This is a genomic window from Bradyrhizobium sp. AZCC 2289 (genome assembly GCF_036924615.1).
Lineage (GTDB): Bacteria > Pseudomonadota > Alphaproteobacteria > Rhizobiales > Xanthobacteraceae > Bradyrhizobium.
Map to the genome: position 1 here is coordinate 8,147,417 of NZ_JAZHRY010000001.1, position 14,876 is coordinate 8,162,292.

13 protein-coding genes and 1 pseudogene are annotated in these 14,876 nt (G+C 62.5%); 8 read left to right on the forward strand and 6 right to left on the reverse strand.

The window, feature by feature from the left end; translation table 11 throughout:
• The first annotated feature begins 218 nt into the window (after positions 1 to 218).
• From V1289_RS38360 to V1289_RS38370, 3 genes are all read left to right on the forward strand, one after another.
• Positions 219 to 1,880, forward strand: coding sequence for a flavin-containing monooxygenase (locus V1289_RS38360; protein WP_334404116.1), 1,662 nt, complete (start codon positions 219 to 221; stop codon positions 1,878 to 1,880).
• 138 nt (positions 1,881 to 2,018) lie between these two features.
• Positions 2,019 to 2,897, forward strand: a complete 879-nt coding sequence (yghU, locus tag V1289_RS38365; protein WP_334407830.1) for a glutathione-dependent disulfide-bond oxidoreductase — start codon at positions 2,019 to 2,021, stop codon at positions 2,895 to 2,897.
• A gap of 160 nt (positions 2,898 to 3,057) precedes the next feature.
• A complete protein-coding gene (locus tag V1289_RS38370; protein ID WP_334404118.1) occupies positions 3,058 to 3,816 on the forward strand; it encodes an alpha/beta fold hydrolase in 759 nt (252 codons plus the stop codon).
• A gap of 110 nt (positions 3,817 to 3,926) precedes the next feature.
• Here V1289_RS38370 and V1289_RS38375 read toward each other — a convergent pair whose 3' ends face one another.
• From V1289_RS38375 to V1289_RS38390, 4 genes and pseudogenes are all read right to left on the reverse strand, one after another.
• On the reverse strand, positions 3,927 to 4,649 hold the full coding sequence (locus V1289_RS38375) for an N-acetyltransferase (protein ID WP_334404120.1): 723 nt from the start codon (positions 4,647 to 4,649) through the stop codon (positions 3,927 to 3,929).
• Positions 4,650 to 4,709: 60 nt separating this feature from the next.
• Complete coding sequence (locus V1289_RS38380) at positions 4,710 to 5,321, reverse strand: flavin reductase family protein (protein ID WP_334404121.1); 612 nt, start codon at positions 5,319 to 5,321, stop codon at positions 4,710 to 4,712.
• Positions 5,322 to 5,483: 162 nt separating this feature from the next.
• On the reverse strand, positions 5,484 to 6,758 hold the full coding sequence (locus V1289_RS38385) for an acyl-CoA dehydrogenase family protein (protein WP_309183672.1): 1,275 nt from the start codon (positions 6,756 to 6,758) through the stop codon (positions 5,484 to 5,486).
• A gap of 260 nt (positions 6,759 to 7,018) precedes the next feature.
• Positions 7,019 to 7,800, reverse strand: a pseudogene (locus V1289_RS38390) (SDR family NAD(P)-dependent oxidoreductase).
• A gap of 168 nt (positions 7,801 to 7,968) precedes the next feature.
• On the opposite strand from V1289_RS38390, the gene V1289_RS38395 reads away from it, so the two are divergent.
• From V1289_RS38395 to V1289_RS38405, 3 genes are read left to right on the forward strand one after another with little or no spacing between them, the layout of a single operon-like run.
• Entirely contained in the window at positions 7,969 to 8,760 is a 792-nt protein-coding gene (locus V1289_RS38395) for an enoyl-CoA hydratase/isomerase (protein WP_334404123.1), read from the forward strand.
• Positions 8,757 to 9,740, forward strand: coding sequence for a phosphotransferase family protein (locus tag V1289_RS38400; protein ID WP_334404124.1), 984 nt, complete (start codon positions 8,757 to 8,759; stop codon positions 9,738 to 9,740). The genes V1289_RS38395 and V1289_RS38400 overlap by 4 nt, the downstream gene beginning before the upstream one ends.
• A 60-nt stretch (positions 9,741 to 9,800) precedes the next feature.
• Positions 9,801 to 10,175, forward strand: coding sequence for a DUF6285 domain-containing protein (locus tag V1289_RS38405; protein ID WP_334404125.1), 375 nt, complete (start codon positions 9,801 to 9,803; stop codon positions 10,173 to 10,175).
• A gap of 115 nt (positions 10,176 to 10,290) precedes the next feature.
• Here the strand turns inward: V1289_RS38405 and V1289_RS38410 are convergent, their stop codons facing one another.
• Positions 10,291 to 11,070, reverse strand: a complete 780-nt coding sequence (locus V1289_RS38410; protein ID WP_334404127.1) for an enoyl-CoA hydratase-related protein — start codon at positions 11,068 to 11,070, stop codon at positions 10,291 to 10,293.
• A 220-nt stretch (positions 11,071 to 11,290) separates the two neighbouring features.
• Between V1289_RS38410 and V1289_RS38415 the strand changes: the two genes are divergently transcribed.
• Both V1289_RS38415 and V1289_RS38420 read left to right on the forward strand, forming a co-directional pair.
• On the forward strand, positions 11,291 to 12,565 hold the full coding sequence (locus V1289_RS38415) for an acyl-CoA dehydrogenase family protein (RefSeq protein ID WP_334404129.1): 1,275 nt from the start codon (positions 11,291 to 11,293) through the stop codon (positions 12,563 to 12,565).
• Positions 12,566 to 12,578: 13 nt separating this feature from the next.
• On the forward strand, positions 12,579 to 13,151 hold the full coding sequence (locus V1289_RS38420) for a hypothetical protein (protein ID WP_334404131.1): 573 nt from the start codon (positions 12,579 to 12,581) through the stop codon (positions 13,149 to 13,151).
• Positions 13,152 to 13,181: 30 nt separating this feature from the next.
• On the opposite strand, the gene V1289_RS38425 is transcribed toward V1289_RS38420, so the two are convergent.
• Positions 13,182 to 14,762 carry a fatty acid--CoA ligase gene (locus V1289_RS38425; RefSeq protein WP_334404133.1) on the reverse strand — a complete coding sequence of 527 codons (1,581 nt, stop codon included), beginning with the start codon at positions 14,760 to 14,762 and terminating at the stop codon, positions 13,182 to 13,184.
• Positions 14,763 to 14,876 lie beyond the last annotated feature (114 nt).

Sequence of the window (14,876 nt, forward strand, 5' to 3'; positions counted from 1 at the left end):
CCTCATCCTGAGGAGCGGCGTCTTCGCCGCGTCTCGAAGGATGGGCCATGGGCCTCATGGTTCGAGACGGCGCAAGTGCGCCTCCTCACCATGAGGAATGAGCATTCCACGCTGCAGAATATGCAGCCCGGAACGACGGTTTTGTCTCTTGCGCTTTGGCTAGCTGAAGGGAATGCTGCTCTGCAAATCGACAAGAAATCCTTGGGGAGCCCGCTTTCATGTCCGCCGCCTTGCCATCTGTATCCGGTAAAGCTTCCGAGACCTACGACGTCGTCGTGGTCGGCGCTGGCTTTGCCGGCATGTACATGCTGCACCGGCTGCGCAAGCAGGGAATGACGGCGCGGGTCTATGAGCAGGGCGATGGCGTCGGCGGCACCTGGTACTGGAACCGCTATCCCGGCGCGCGCTGCGATGTCGAGAGCATGCAATATTCCTACTCATTCTCCGACGAGCTGCAGCAGGAATGGGACTGGAGTGAGCGCTACGCGCCGCAGCCCGATATCCTGAAATACGCCAACCACGTCGCCGACCGTTTTAATCTCCGCCCCGATATCCAATTCAACACCCGCGTCGAACAGGCCGAGTTCGACGAGAGCGCCGGCGTCTGGTCGGTGACCACGTCGGACTGCAAGACCGTAACCGCAAAGTACGTCGTGCTCGCGACCGGCTGCCTCTCGAACGCGAAGATGCCCGACATCAGGGGTCTCGACGGCTTCAAGGGCAAGGTTTATCACACCGGCCATTGGCCGCATGAAGCGGTCGATTTCACCGGCCAGCGCGTGGCCGTGATCGGCACGGGATCGTCGGGCATCCAGTCGGTGCCCATCATCGCCGAGCAGGCCAGCCATCTCACGGTGTTCCAACGCACCGCGAATTTCTCGATTCCCGCCCGCAACGCTGTTCTGACCGACGACGAGCGGCAGTGGTTCCGCGAAAAATATCCGGAGATAAGGCGCTTTGCCCGCGAGGAGGCGCGCAACGGCATCTATACCGAGATGCCCGATCGCGGCGCGCTCGACGACGGCGACAACGAGCGCCGCGCCAAATATGAATCGCGCTGGAGCAAGGGCGGGCTGACCTTCATGTCGGTCTACAACAACCTCGCGCTCGACAAGACGGCCAACGACACCGCCGCCAATTTCGTCCGCGAGAAGATCGCCGAGATCGTCAAGGATCCTGAGACCGCAAAACTGCTGCAGCCGAACAATCACCCGATCGGCTCAAAACGCATCTGCATCGACACCGATTATTTCGCGACTTTCAATCGCCCGAACGTGGCGTTGGTCGACATCAAGTCCAGCCCGATCGAGGAGATCACCGCGAATGCAGTGCGCGCCGGCGGCAAGGACTTTGAGGTCGATGCGCTGGTGCTGGCGACCGGATTCGATGCGATGACCGGTTCGGTCGCCAAGATCGACATCCACGGCCGTAACGGACAGATGCTGAACCAGAAATGGGCGGAAGGACCGAAGACCTATCTCGGCCTGATGAGCGCGGGTTTTCCAAACCTGTTCATCATCACGGGTCCCGGCAGTCCGTCGGTACTGTCCAACATGATCGTCTCGATCGAGCAGCATGTCGACTGGATCGCCGACTGCGTCGCCTATATGCGCAACCACAGCCTCCAGACGATGGAGGCGGACAAGGACGCCGAGGACAAATGGGTGGCCCATGTCAACGAGGTCGCCTACACCACGCTCTATCCGCAGGCCAATTCCTGGTACATGGGCGCCAACGTGCCGGGCAAGCCGCGCATCTTCATGCCCTATATCGGCGGCGTCGGGCCGTACCGGCAGATTTGCAACGACATCGCGGCGAAGGGCTATGAGGGGTTTGTGATGGCGGACGCGGAGCGGAAGCAACGAATGGCAGCGTCATAAATCACTCTCTCACCGTCATGCCCGGGCTTGTCCCGGGTATTCACGTTCTTAGCTGTGTCAAGAACGACGTGGATAGCCGGGGCAAGCCCGGCCATGTCGGAAACGAACCCTGGAGCCAACCGAGTGACCGACACACCCGTGACCGAAACCCCCGCCTACGAGCCGCCAAAAATCTGGACCTGGAACAAGGGGAGCGGCGGCCGCTTCGCCAGCATCAACCGCCCGATCGCGGGCGCAACGCATGACAAGGAGCTGCCGGTCGGCCGTCATCCGATGCAGTTGTATTCGCTGGCGACGCCGAACGGCGTCAAGGCCACGGTGATGCTGGAAGAGCTGCTCGCGCTCGGCCACAGCGGCGCCGAATACGACGCGTGGCTGATCAAGATCGACGGCAACCAGTTCGGCTCTGGCTTCGTCGCGGTCAATCCGAACTCGAAAATCCCGGCGCTGATGGACCGCAGCGGACCGGCGCCGATCCGGGTGTTCGAATCCGGCGCGATCCTGGTGCACCTTGCGGAAAAATTCGGGGCCTTGCTGCCATCGGGCGGTCAGGCGCGCGCGGAATGCCTGTCGTGGCTGTTCTGGCAGATGGGCAGCGCGCCGTTTCTCGGCGGCGGCTTTGGCCATTTCTATGCCTACGCTCCGGAAAAGATCGAATACGCCATCGACCGCTACGCGATGGAGGTCAAGCGCCAGCTCGACGTGCTCGACCGGCGGCTGGCGGACAACGAATATCTCGCAGGCAGCGAGTATACGATCGCCGACATCGCGGTATGGCCCTGGTATGGCTCGCTGGTGAAGGGCGTGCTCTATGGCGCGGGCGAATTTTTATCCGTGCAGGACTACAAGAACGTGCAGCGCTGGACCGATGCGATTGCCAAACGCCCAGGCGTGCAGCGCGGCCGCATGGTCAACCGTACCTGGGGCGATCCCGCCAGCCAGCTGCACGAGCGTCACGACGCCAGCGATTTCGAAACGAAGACGCAGGACAAGATCGCGGAGCCGGCGGCGTCATAATGCGCGGGGTGGATTAGCCCAACGCGTCCGCGCAAGGCCCGGCCTGATGACAGGCTCCGGCGTAATCTACCATTCACAAGCAACGTAGCGGCGGGTTACGCTTCGCCAACCCGCCCTGCAAACTGGCGGGGATAAGGGAGCCGGGCAGGGAGGAGCCGCTATGAGTTTTTACGAAAAAGGCGCCGTACGTATCCACTACGAGGAGGCCGGTTCCGGCTACCCGCTGCTGCTGATCGCCGGCGGCGGATTGAACTCGACGATATCGGGCCTCAGCGGCAGTTATCCGCCCTTCGACTCCTTCGTGGAATTCAAGGGCGAGTACCGCTGCATCGCGGCGGACCTGCGCAACGCCAATGCGGGTCAGTCCACCGGCCCGCTCGAGATCGAGCGCCCTTGGGATTCCCACACCGACGACCACCTCGCGCTGATGGATCATCTCGGCATCGACAAGTTCATGGTGCTGGGCTTTTGCATCGGCGGCCCCCTGATCTGGAACCTGTTGCGGCGCGCGCCCGACCGTATCATCGCCGCGGTGTTGGCGCAGCCGAGCGGCTCGCGTCCGGAGATGCGCGACCTGTTCTACGACAATAACATGAAGGGCTGGGCTCCCGAGCTGGTCAAGCGCCGGCCCGAGATCGCGATGGAGACGGCGGAAAAATTCCTGACCCGGATGTATCGCACCAATCCTGATTTCGTCTTCACCGTGACGCGCGATTTCGTCCGCCAGTGCCAGACGCCGGTGCTGATCCTGCCCGACGATATCCCGGCCCATCCCTATGCGGTCGCGATGGAGGCGGCGATGCTGGCGCCGAACGCCGAAGTCAGCCTGTTCCCGTGGAAGGAGCCCAAGGAGCGGATTCCGCTGGCGGTGCGCCAGATCCGTTCCTTCCTGCGTGCGCACCGGCCGGCTGCTGCTTAGGGCGGCAGCCGTGTAGGGTGGGCAAAGCGATAGCGTGCCCACCATTCTCACGACATCGATGCGGATAGATGGTGGGCACGGCGCACGCGCGCCTTTGCCCACCCGACAGGTTAATCCGGCAGGGTCTCTCCGGAGCCACCGAGTTCGGCGGGCAGATCCCGGTATTTCGGCAAGCCGTCTTTCACGGAAACCGTCTTGCTCCCGTAATTCGCATGCAGCGTCGGCTGATGCGTGTATCCCTTGAGCAGGTTGGCGTAGACGTCGATCAGCCGCATCCGCGGATGGTCGGTCATGATGTGGCCGCCGCAGACCTTGCAGAATTTCCGATAGGAGTTTTCGGTCTTGTGAAAGGTGCCGATCTCGCCTTCGCCCTTGGTGATGCGCACATGATCCGATTTCCACAGACTGAAGGCGTTGATCGGCGCCGCCGACCATGCCTGGCAATCCCCGCAATGGCAGTAGCCCGCGAACACCGGCGTGCCCGTCACCTCCACCTCGACGGCACCGCAAAAGCAGCCGGCCTTGTAGGTGGCGGCGTCCATTTTCGTCGCCTCGCCGTCGGCCAGCAGATCGCTGTATTCGGCATGCTTGGTCATGTAGTTGCGGATGAAATCGCACTCGACTGAGAGCTTGCGCCCCTGCGCCCGCACCGCATCGAGCGTCGCGCGTCCGAGTTTTGAGCCGACGCCGCGGCCGCCCAGTTCAGGTGGCACCTCGGTATGCACGAGCGTGATCGCACCGGGCGATTTGCGGTAGGTGACAAAGGCGATCGTGCCGTCGACGTCGAGTTCGAACCGATCGCGCGCTTCGTTGTCGCTGAAATTGTCGATCATGGGCACTCCTGTTTTGGATCGGTGGACACGGCGCAAACGCGCCTTTGCCCACCCTACAAATTAAGTTGCCGGTGCTCCCTGCGCCGGCGGAAACACCATTCGGTCGTCGGTGCGGCAATAGCGGTCGGCGAACAGGCGGCCGACCGGGTGATAGCGGTCCATGTGCACGCGCATCGTTTTGCTGTCCCACAATTCGTCGCGGATGTGGAAGTTGATGCCTTGCCCCATGATGAGCTGGCGGTCGCCGTTGACGTCGATGGTCTTCCAGGTCTTGCATTCCATCGCCCAGGGCGCGTCGGCCAGCCGTGGCACCGCGATCTTGGTCGAGGGCGCGAGCTTGAGGCCGAGATAGCCGGGCTCGCCGATGTCGGGTGGAAAGTCGCCGCTGGAATCGTGCATCGCGCGCGCCAGCGGCTCGTCGGCGAGGTTGACCACGAACTCGCCGGTGCGTTCGATGTTGACCGTGGTGTCCTTGGGCAAGCCGTCGGGCCCGGCGGCGAACATGCAGAGCGGCGGATCCTCGCAGAACACGTTGAAGAAGCTGAAGGGTGCGGCGTTGACCACGCCGGTCGGGCCGATCGTCGTCACCCAGGCGATCGGCCGCGGCAGCACGAATCCGGTCAGCACCTTGTAGCGCTCGCGCTGGGTGAGATCGCCGGGGGCGTATTGCATGATGCGTTCCGTTCCGGTTACCTGGCCCCGCTTGCGGCCGCTTGCGGGGAGAGGTCGGATTGCGAAGCAATCCGGGTGAGGGGGACTGTCCGCGAGCGAACTCGTGGAGAGTTCCCCTCATCCCGACCCTCTCCCCGCACGCGGGGAGAAGGAGACGGCGAACTACGGCATGCTCAGTTCGTGGCGGCCGACCACCATCCAGTGCACTTCGTCCGGACCGTCGGCGAAGCGCAGATGGCGCACGTCCTGGTACATTTCGCCGAGCGGCGACCATTGCGAGATGCCGGTGGCGCCGTGCATCTGGATCGCCTGGTCGATGATCTTGCAGGCGCGCTCGGGCACCATCGCCTTGACCATGCTGACCCAGGTGCGGGCTTCCTTGTTGCCGAGCACGTCCATCGCCTTGGCGGCCTTCAACACCATCAGCCGCATCGCCTCGATCTCGCAGCGCGCCTGCGCGATGATCTGCAAATTACCGCCGAGATGCGCGATCTTCTTGCCGAAGGCTTCGCGGGTCAGGCCGCGCGAGACCATCAGGTCGAGCGCCTTTTCCGCCTTGCCGATGGTGCGCATGCAGTGATGGATGCGGCCCGGCCCGAGACGGACCTGCGAGATCTCGAAACCGCGGCCTTCGCCGAGCAGGATGTTCTCCTTCGGCACCCGGACATTGTTGAAGCGCAGATGCATATGCCCGCGCGGTGCGTGGTCGTGGCCGAACACGTGCATCGGTCCGATGATCTCGACGCCGGGCGTGTCCTTGGGCACCAGGATCTGCGACTGCTGCTTGCTTGGTGCGGCGTCAGGACTGGTCTTCACCATCACGATCATGATCTTGCAGCGGGGATCGCCGAGGCCGGAGATGTAGTATTTCTCGCCGTTGATCACCCATTCGTCGCCGACCAGTTTTGCGGTGGTCGAGATATTCTTGGCGTCGGAGGAGGCGACATTCGGTTCGGTCATGGCATAGGCGGAACGGATTTCGCCGGCCAGGAGCGGCTTCAGCCACTTCTCCTTCTGCTCCTTGGTGCCGACGCGCTCGATCACTTCCATGTTGCCGGTATCCGGCGCCGAGCAGTTCATGGTTTCCGAGGCCAGCGGGCTCTTGCCGAGTTCGGCGGCGATATAGGCGTAGTCCAGATTCTTCAGGCCTTCGCCGGTCTCGGCATCGGGCAGGAAGAAGTTCCACAGGCCAACTTCCTTGGCCTTCGCCTTGGCCTTGCCCAGCACCTCGAGCTGCTCCGGCGTAAAGCTCCAGCGGTCGGTCTTTTTCTCGCCATGCCGGTAAAACTCGACCGACATCGGCTCGACCGTTTCGCGGATGAATTTCTTGACGTGGTCGTACAGCGGCCGGACCTTCTCCGACATGCGCAGATCATTGAGCTCGTCTTCCGGATTGAGCGTATAGGTCGTGGTGCGGGGTATGTAGGCGTGTTTCATGCAGTCCTCCCATTGGGGCAGATCGTTCGTTCCCGTTCGCTCGGGCGATCTGTCTGAAACGCTTGTTTCTGGTCGTCACTGTAAACGCCTGCTCCGCCTTTGCACAGGCAAACTGGAGGAGGGGTTTTTCCGCCCCGTGGAAGGTACGTGCCTGCCCAGCGGACAAAAAATCAGCGAAACTCCATCCACGTCGTCCCGGCTCCTGGTGCGCAATTGCGCATATGGGCCGGGACGACGAACTGCGTATGACGACCTTCATCTCAAAACGCCGTATACCCGCCGTCGATCACAAAACAATCCGCGGTGTGATACGACGACGCCTTGCTCATCAGATATACCGCGATGCCGCCGAAGTCCGCGGGCTCGCCGAAGCGCCGCACCGGAATCCGCGGCATCACATTGGCGACGAATTTGTCGTTCGCCATGATGTTCGCGGTCATGTCGCTCTTGATCCAGCCGGGCAGGATCGCGTTCGCGGTGACGCCGTATCGGGCGAGTTCCACCGCGAGCGCGCGCGGCACAGCGCGTTCAGCGCCGCCTTGGTGCCGGCATAATGCTCGTTGCGTGCGGTGCCGAACAGCGAGGCGAGGCTCGAGGTTGCCACCAGCCGGCCGAATTTGTCGCCGGCGTCGGCGCGCTCGGTCATGTGGCGCGCGGCGGCCTGGAACACGTGGAAGACGCCGTCCAGATTGGTCGCGAACATGCGACGCCATTCTTCCTCGGTGCGGTCGATGAAGGCGCGCCGTCCGCCGCCGCCGATGCCGGCATTGGCAAAGCAGCCGTCGACGCGGCCGAACGCATCGAGCGTCGCTTTCATCGCACCCTTGACGGAGGCGGGATCGGCGACGTCGCAGATGCGGGTGTCGACCTTGCCGGGTCCGGCCGCCATGGTGGCCGCGGCATTTTTGTTCTTGTCGGCGTTGCGGCCCCAGATCGAGACGTTGCAGCCGGCGGCGTTCAGCGCCTGCGCGATGCCAAGCCCGATGCCGCCATTACCGCCGGTGATGATGGCGACGCGGCCGGAGAGGTCGAAGATGCTCATGGGTGTTTCCATTTGGTATGGCGCACGTTAGGTCGTGCGTTCAATGATGGGCAGATGTTCAGAGCCAACCATGGACAAGGCTATCAGAAAAATCAAATATGAGCCGAGATGGCAGATTCAATCTGCCGCGCAACGGAATAGCGCGTAAACACAAGTCATGAGGAAACAATGCAGTTCAAGCACGTCACGCTCGATATCGATGGACCGGTCGCCGTTCTCAGGCTCGACCATCAGGAGGTCATGAACGCGGTCTCGATGGACATGCTGGGCGGCCTCGCCGAGGCGCTCGACACCATCGACGAGAAGAAATCCGAAATTCGCTGCGTGGTGCTGACCGGCGCGGGGCGCGCGTTCTGCACCGGCGCCAATCTGCAGGGCCGCAACAACCAGAAGCCGGGCAGAAGCAACGCCGGCGCCACGCTGGAAATCGGCTTTCACCCGTTCCTGCGCCGCTTGCGCAATCTGCATTGCCCGCTCGTCACCGCGGTCAACGGCCCGGCTGCCGGCGCCGGGATGAGCTTTGCATTAATGGGCGACATGATCCTGTGCGCGCGCTCGTCCTATTTCCTGCAGGCGTTCCGCCGCATTGGCCTCGTGCCGGATTGCGGATCGACCTGGCTGCTGCCGCGGCTGATCGGCAAGGCGCGCTCGGTCGAACTGTCGCTGATGGGCGAGCGGCTGCCGGCGGAAAAGGCGCTGGAATGGGGGCTGGTCAACCGCGTCCATGACGATGCGGCTTTGATGGAGGAGGCCATGAAGCTCGCGCATGAGCTCGCCAACGGTCCGACGATTGCGCTGTCGCTGATCCGCAAACTGTATTGGGACAGCCCGGAGAACTCGTTCGAGGAACAGCTCAACCTCGAATTCGAGTCGCAGCGCACGGCGGGTGCGGCGGAAGATTTCAAGGAGGGCGTCACCGCCTTCCTCGAAAAGCGCCCGGCGAAGTTCAAAGGCAAATGATCGAGCAGGAACTCGGACGCTGCGTCGCCGCCTTCTATCCGGGCGCGACCGGCGTTGCCGGCGCGGCAAAACTCTCCGGCGGCGCCAGCCAGGAGACCTGGTCGTTCGACATCATCCATCCCGACGGTGTCATCGGCGCGATCCTGCGCCGCGCGCCGCCGGGCTATGGCGCCTCGCCGGGGCGGGCCGCCGGCCTCGATACCGAGGCGACGCTGATGCAGCTCGCGTTTGACGCCGGCCTGCCGTCGCCGCGCGTGATGCATGTGCTGCAGCCGGAGGACCACCTCGGCACCGGCTTCATCATGCAGCGGATCGAGGGCGAAACCATCGCGCGCAAGATCCTTCGCGATGAACAATTTGCAAAGGCGCGGCCGATGCTGGCGCGCCAGCTCGGCCAAGTCATCGCCGGCATCCACGGGCTCGACGGCTCGAAGCTGCCAAAACTGCGGCAGATGACGTCGACAAAAGAGATTGCCGATCTCGAGCGCGAATACCGCAGCTTTGACTGGCCGCGGCCGGTGTTCGAGCTGGCGCTGCGCTGGCTGCGTGACCACGATCCCGGGCCTTCCAGCGAAGTGACTTTGGTGCACGGCGATTTCCGTCACGGCAATCTCATCATCGGCCCCGACGGCGTCCGCGCGGTGCTGGATTGGGAACTCGCGCATTTCGGCGATCCGATGGAGGATCTCGGCTGGATCTGCGTCAATTCCTGGCGCTTTGGCGAGATCGACAAGCCGGTCGGCGGCTTTGGCACGCGCGAGGATCTGTTTGCTGGATACGAGCAAGCCGGCCGCCGCGCCGATCCGGATCGCGTGATGTTTTGGGAAGTGATGGGGACGCTACGCTGGGGCGTGATGTGCTGCGGCATGATGCAGCGGTTTCGCAGCGGTCCCGATCATTCGATGGAACGTGCGATGATCGGGCGGCGTTCGTCGGAGACGGAGATTGATTTGCTCAGGCTGCTAGCGCCGCGGGCATGATCCCGAAAAGTGGAGGCCGGTTTTCGGAAAAGATCATGCCCAAAAAGATGAGAAAATAACATGCAGGACGAACCGACACCCACCGAATTGATCAAGGCGGTCGCGGATTTTCTGCGCAACGAAATCACGCCCGTCATCAAGGGCCACAACGCCTTCAAGCTCCGCGTCGGCATCAACGCGCTCGACCTGGTGACGCGGCAATTGGCGCTGGAGCAGGGCGGCGATGCCGCCGAGGCCGCGCGGCTGAAGCAGTTGCTTGGCGCGGATGGCTCGCTGAAGGAGCTTAACCGCGCGCTGTCGGAGAGAATTGCAAAAGGCGAGGTCGACCTGCAGACGCCGAGGCTGGCCGAGCACCTATGGCAGACCACGATGGACAAGCTCGCCGTCGATCAGCCGAACTATGCGTCGTACAAAAGGGAGTTGGGGACGAAGTGATTAGCGCCGGCCCATCCATCCTCGTCATTGCGAGGAGCGAAGCGACGAAGCAATCCATCTATCCGTTATGCCGCGCTATGGATTGCTTCGCTTCGCTCGCAATGACGGCGAAGCTTTACTTCCCCACCCACTTCGGCGGACGCTTTTCGGAAAACGCCTTTGGTCCCTCGATATAATCCTGCGACGCCGCCATCGCCTTCACCGCCGGGTATTCCCGCTGCTCTGATATCGCCTGTTCCAGCGAAACTTCGAGGCCCTTCTGGATCGCCTGCTTGGAAGCGCGGATCGACATCGGCGAGTTCTTGCAGATCGTGTCCGCCCAGCGCTCGGCGGCAGCGAGCGCTTCACCTTGCGGCACCACCTCGTTGACGAAGCCCAGCTCCTGTCCTTCTCTGGCCGCGACGTGGCGCGCAGTCAGGATCATGCCCATGGCGCGCTTGAGGCCAATCTGCCGCGGCAGCCGGTGCACGCCGCCGGCCAGTGCTGCAAGGCCGACGCGCGGTTCCGGCAGTGCGAAGGTGGCATTCTCCGAGGCGATGATGAGGTCGCAGGCCAGCGCGATCTCGAACCCGCCGCCCATCGCAACCCCGTTGACGGCGGCGATGATCGGCTTGTCGCAGTCGAAGCGCGTGGTGAGACCGGCGAAGCCGCCCTTGTCCCAGCCGCGTTTGCCGCCGGCCGCCTGCCATTTCAGATCGTTGCCGGCGCAGAACGCCTTGTCGCCGGCGCCGGTGACGATCGCGACCCATTGCTCGGGGTCGGCGGAAAAATCGTCGAACACCTTGTTGAGCTCGAAATGCGCGTCGATATGCAGCGCGTTGTATACTTCCGGCCGCGACAGCGTCACGATCGTGATCGGGCCCTTGCGCGTCACCTTTGAGAATTTCAGATCCATGTTCGCTCCCGTTTCGATTTTCTGTGGCGAAGAATATTGGCCGGATATTAGCGGCGCGGCCGCCGCCCGATACCATCCAATTACGCAAGGCGCCCGCGCGTGCCAAGCCTTATCCGGTTGCTTGACTTGGGAAGCATCTTCTCACCTTAATCGATCGAGCAAAGGCCCGTAGCGCCTTAACGCAAAACGACAATACACGACCTTTTCGGGAGAGACTGCCTTGGATTTCAACCTGCCGGCTGACCTCGTCGCCTATCTCGACGAACTCGATCGTTTCATCGCGCGCGAGATCAAGCCGCTGGAAGAGGCCGACGACAACATCCGCTTCTTCGACCATCGCCGCGAATGGGCGCGCACCGATTTCGACAAGGGCGGCCTGCCGCGGCACGAATGGGAAGCGCTGCTGCGCAAGGCCAAGAACCTCGCCGACGCCGCCGGCCACCTGCGCTTTGCGGTCCCGAAACGCTATGGCGGCAAGGATGGTTCCAATCTCTGGATGGCCGTGATCCGCGAACATTTTGCGGCCAAGGGCCTCGGGCTGCACAACGATCTGCAGAACGAGCATTCGATCGTCGGCAACCTCCCGATCGTGACCATGCTGGACCGCTACGGCCGCGACGACCAGAAAGCGATGATCGACGGCTCGATCACCGGAAAATACCGCATCACGTTCGGTCTGACCGAGCCCGAACACGGCTCGGACGCGACGCATATGGAAACCCGGGCGATGCCGGCGACCCGCGACAACGTCAAGGGCTGGATCATCAACGGCCAGAAGATGTGGACCACGGGCATGCATGTCGCCACCCATTGCGCGCTGTTCGCGCGCACCAGCGGCAATGACGGCGATGCGCGCGGTATCACCTGCCTGCTGGTGCCGGCCAAAGCCGAGGGCGTGAAGGTCGAGGAATATATGTGGACCTTCAATATGCCGACCGATCACCCGCGCGTCAGCTTTACGGATGTGTTCGTGCCTGACGATGCGCTGTTCGGCGAAGTCGGTCGCGGTCTCTCATTGGCGCAATGTTTCGTGCATGAGAACCGGATCCGGCAGGCCGCGAGTTCGCTGGGCGCTGCGGTCTATTGCATCAACGAGAGCGTCAAATACGCGCGCGAACGCAAACCGTTCGGCAAGGCGCTTTCCGAGAACCAGGCGATCCAGTGGCCGCTGGTGGAACTCGCCACGCAAGCCGAGATGCTCAGGCTATTGATCCGCAAGACCGCCTGGGAGATGGACCAACTCACCCAGGCCCAGGTCGAGTACACGCTGTCCGACAAGGTCTCGATGTGTAATTTCTGGGCCAACCGTCTCTGCTGCGAGGCCGCCGACCGCGCCATGCAGGTGCACGGCGGCATGGGCTATTCGCGCCACAAGCCGTTCGAACACATCTACCGTCACCACCGCCGCTACCGCATCACCGAAGGCAGCGAGGAAATCCAGAAGCGGAAGGTGGCGGGATTTTTGTTCGGCTATATGGGGGCGGGGAAGCATTGAACGGAGACTGCACGTGAGAAAGCTTTCGCGAGCGATCCTCTCGGGCTTTTTTCTGGTTGCAGGTTCGGTAATCGGGCACGCCCAGGACAAGCCCTTTCTCACGACATCACCCACGCCCGAATATGACGCCTGGTGGCTACGAACGGAGTATCATCCGTTCGCAGCGGATATTCGCGGCATCCCAGCGGCGAAGATACGCGCCGGCTGGTGCAAAGTGAATGAATTGCGCCGGGATATGTTTCCCGACGACCTTGCCCTCTATTTCGGCGAGGACAAATCACCGTTCGCGGTGGACGGCTTTTTCGACGGGTCGAAGACCAAGCAGACAGCCCTCGTTGGCGTCTACCAAACCTGCAAGGGCGCGCGGGGTGCGTTTCTCCTGATCGTGAGCTGGCCAATAGATAAGCCGCCTGTGATCCGGCACCTTGTCGAGCTTTCGGGCGAGCACGCGTTTGCAGTCGTGTCGGCTTCCGAGGAAGCCACGATCACGCTGCAACACTGTCTAGAATGCGACCATGTGAGCAAGTACAAGTGGAACAAGTCGAAAAGACGGTTCACATTGCTCCCGCCTGACCCAGATCAATAGAGCGTAGGTTGTTCCGTTGCTTGTGGGCGCCTAATTCACCTGACGGTCTTTCCCCGCCCAATAGGGATCGCGCAGATGCCGCCGCAAAATCTTGCCGGACGCATTGCGCGGCAACGCCTCGATGAAGTCGACCGTCTTCGGCGTCTTGAAGCCGGCGATGCGTTCGCGCGTAAAATTGATGATGTCGGACGATGTCGCCTGCCTGCCCTGCTTCATCACCACGATCGCCTTGACCGCCTCGCCCCATTTGTCGTCGGGCACGCCGACCACGGCGACTTCGGCGACATCAGGATGATCGCAGATCGCGCTTTCGACTTCGGCGGGATAGATGTTTTCGCCGCCCGAGATGATCATGTCCTTGATGCGGTCGTGGATATAGAGGTAGCCGTCGCTGTCCATGTAACCGGCGTCTCCCGTGCGCAGCCAGCCGTCGCCGTCGAGCGTTTTGGCAGTCGCCTCCGGCAGGTTCCAGTAGCCGACCATGTTGGAGCCGGACCGTGTGGCGATCTCGCCGACTTCGCCCGGCGGCAATCGCTTGCCGTCGGCGTCGAGGATCGCAAGTTCAATGCCGGGCAGGGCCTTGCCGGCCGAACGCATGCGGTCCAGTCCCTCGACGTGATCCTCGGGCGGCAATGCGACGATGGTGCCGGTCGTTTCGGTCATGCCGTACATCTGCACAAAGCCACATTTGAAGACCTCGATGCACTCCTTCAGCAGCGCTGCCGGAATCGGCGAGGCGCCGTAGAGCATGTATTTCAGCCGCGAGAAGTCGACCTGGCGGGCGCGGGGCTGCCGCACCACGAACTGCATCGCGGCCGGCACCATGAACAGTTTTGTGATGCCGGACTGCTCGAAGAAGTCGAGCACTTTTGTCGGATCGAACTCGCGCGCGATCACGCCTTTGGCGCCGTGATAGAGGCCCATCACGCCCCAGCCGGAGCCGCCAATGTGGAAGATCGGCATCGCCACCAGCGAGACGTCATCGGTCGACCATTTGTTCCAGTCCGGCTTTTCGGCCTCGTTGCCGGTCTGAACCAAATTGAGGAAATTGGCGTGCGACAGCATCGCACCTTTCGGTTTGCCAGTGGTGCCCGAGGTGTAGAGCTGGATCGCGATGTCCTTCGGGCCGATCGGCACTTTTGGGTCGTCGGCGCTCTGGGCGTCGCGCCAGGCCGTAAAATCCTGCCATTCGCCCGCGCCGCCGTCGGTCGTGATCACGGTGCGCACATCAGGCAGTTGCGCCTTGATGTTGCGGACTTGCGTGATGAATTCGGGGCCGACGAACAGCACCGGCGCCTTGCAGTCGGCGACGATGAAGGCGATCTCGGGGCCGGCGAGGCGCCAGTTCACCGGCGCCATCACCACATTGGCCTTCATCGCGCCGAGCAGCAGCTCGAAATAGATGTCGCTGTTCTTGCCGAGATAGGCGATGCGCTCGCCGGGCCTGACGCCCATCGCGGTCAACGCGTTGGCAACGCGGTTGGTCTTGACGTCGAACTCGGCGAAACTGGTCTGGCGGCCCTCGAATTCATAGGCCACCGCATTGCCGCGGCTTCTGGCGCGGTCGCGCACCATGTCGGCAAGGTTCGTCAGTTGCTGGGCAGCGGACATGTCTCTCCTGAAGGTCTTTTGTTGTTTTATCTTCGGGATGATATTGGCTCGGAGCACGCAACGCAATCGTTCGTCATTGCCTGCGACAAACGCGAAGCGTTTGCGCAAGGGAGC

Coding starts and splice junctions, on each gene's coding strand:
- V1289_RS38380 (WP_334404121.1), bottom strand. CDS start 5,321: ATGCAATACGCCCCCGGCGATCTCACCCAGCGCGAGCGCTACAAGGTG.
- V1289_RS38425 (WP_334404133.1), bottom strand. CDS start 14,762: ATGTCCGCTGCCCAGCAACTGACGAACCTTGCCGACATGGTGCGCGAC.
- V1289_RS38375 (WP_334404120.1), bottom strand. CDS start 4,649: ATGATCGACAATTTCAGCGACAACGAAGCGCGCGATCGGTTCGAACTC.
- V1289_RS38360 (WP_334404116.1), top strand. CDS start 219: ATGTCCGCCGCCTTGCCATCTGTATCCGGTAAAGCTTCCGAGACCTAC.
- V1289_RS38410 (WP_334404127.1), bottom strand. CDS start 11,070: ATGGATCTGAAATTCTCAAAGGTGACGCGCAAGGGCCCGATCACGATC.
- V1289_RS38385 (WP_309183672.1), bottom strand. CDS start 6,758: ATGAAACACGCCTACATACCCCGCACCACGACCTATACGCTCAATCCG.
- V1289_RS38370 (WP_334404118.1), top strand. CDS start 3,058: ATGAGTTTTTACGAAAAAGGCGCCGTACGTATCCACTACGAGGAGGCC.
- V1289_RS38400 (WP_334404124.1), top strand. CDS start 8,757: ATGATCGAGCAGGAACTCGGACGCTGCGTCGCCGCCTTCTATCCGGGC.
- V1289_RS38395 (WP_334404123.1), top strand. CDS start 7,969: ATGCAGTTCAAGCACGTCACGCTCGATATCGATGGACCGGTCGCCGTT.
- V1289_RS38405 (WP_334404125.1), top strand. CDS start 9,801: ATGCAGGACGAACCGACACCCACCGAATTGATCAAGGCGGTCGCGGAT.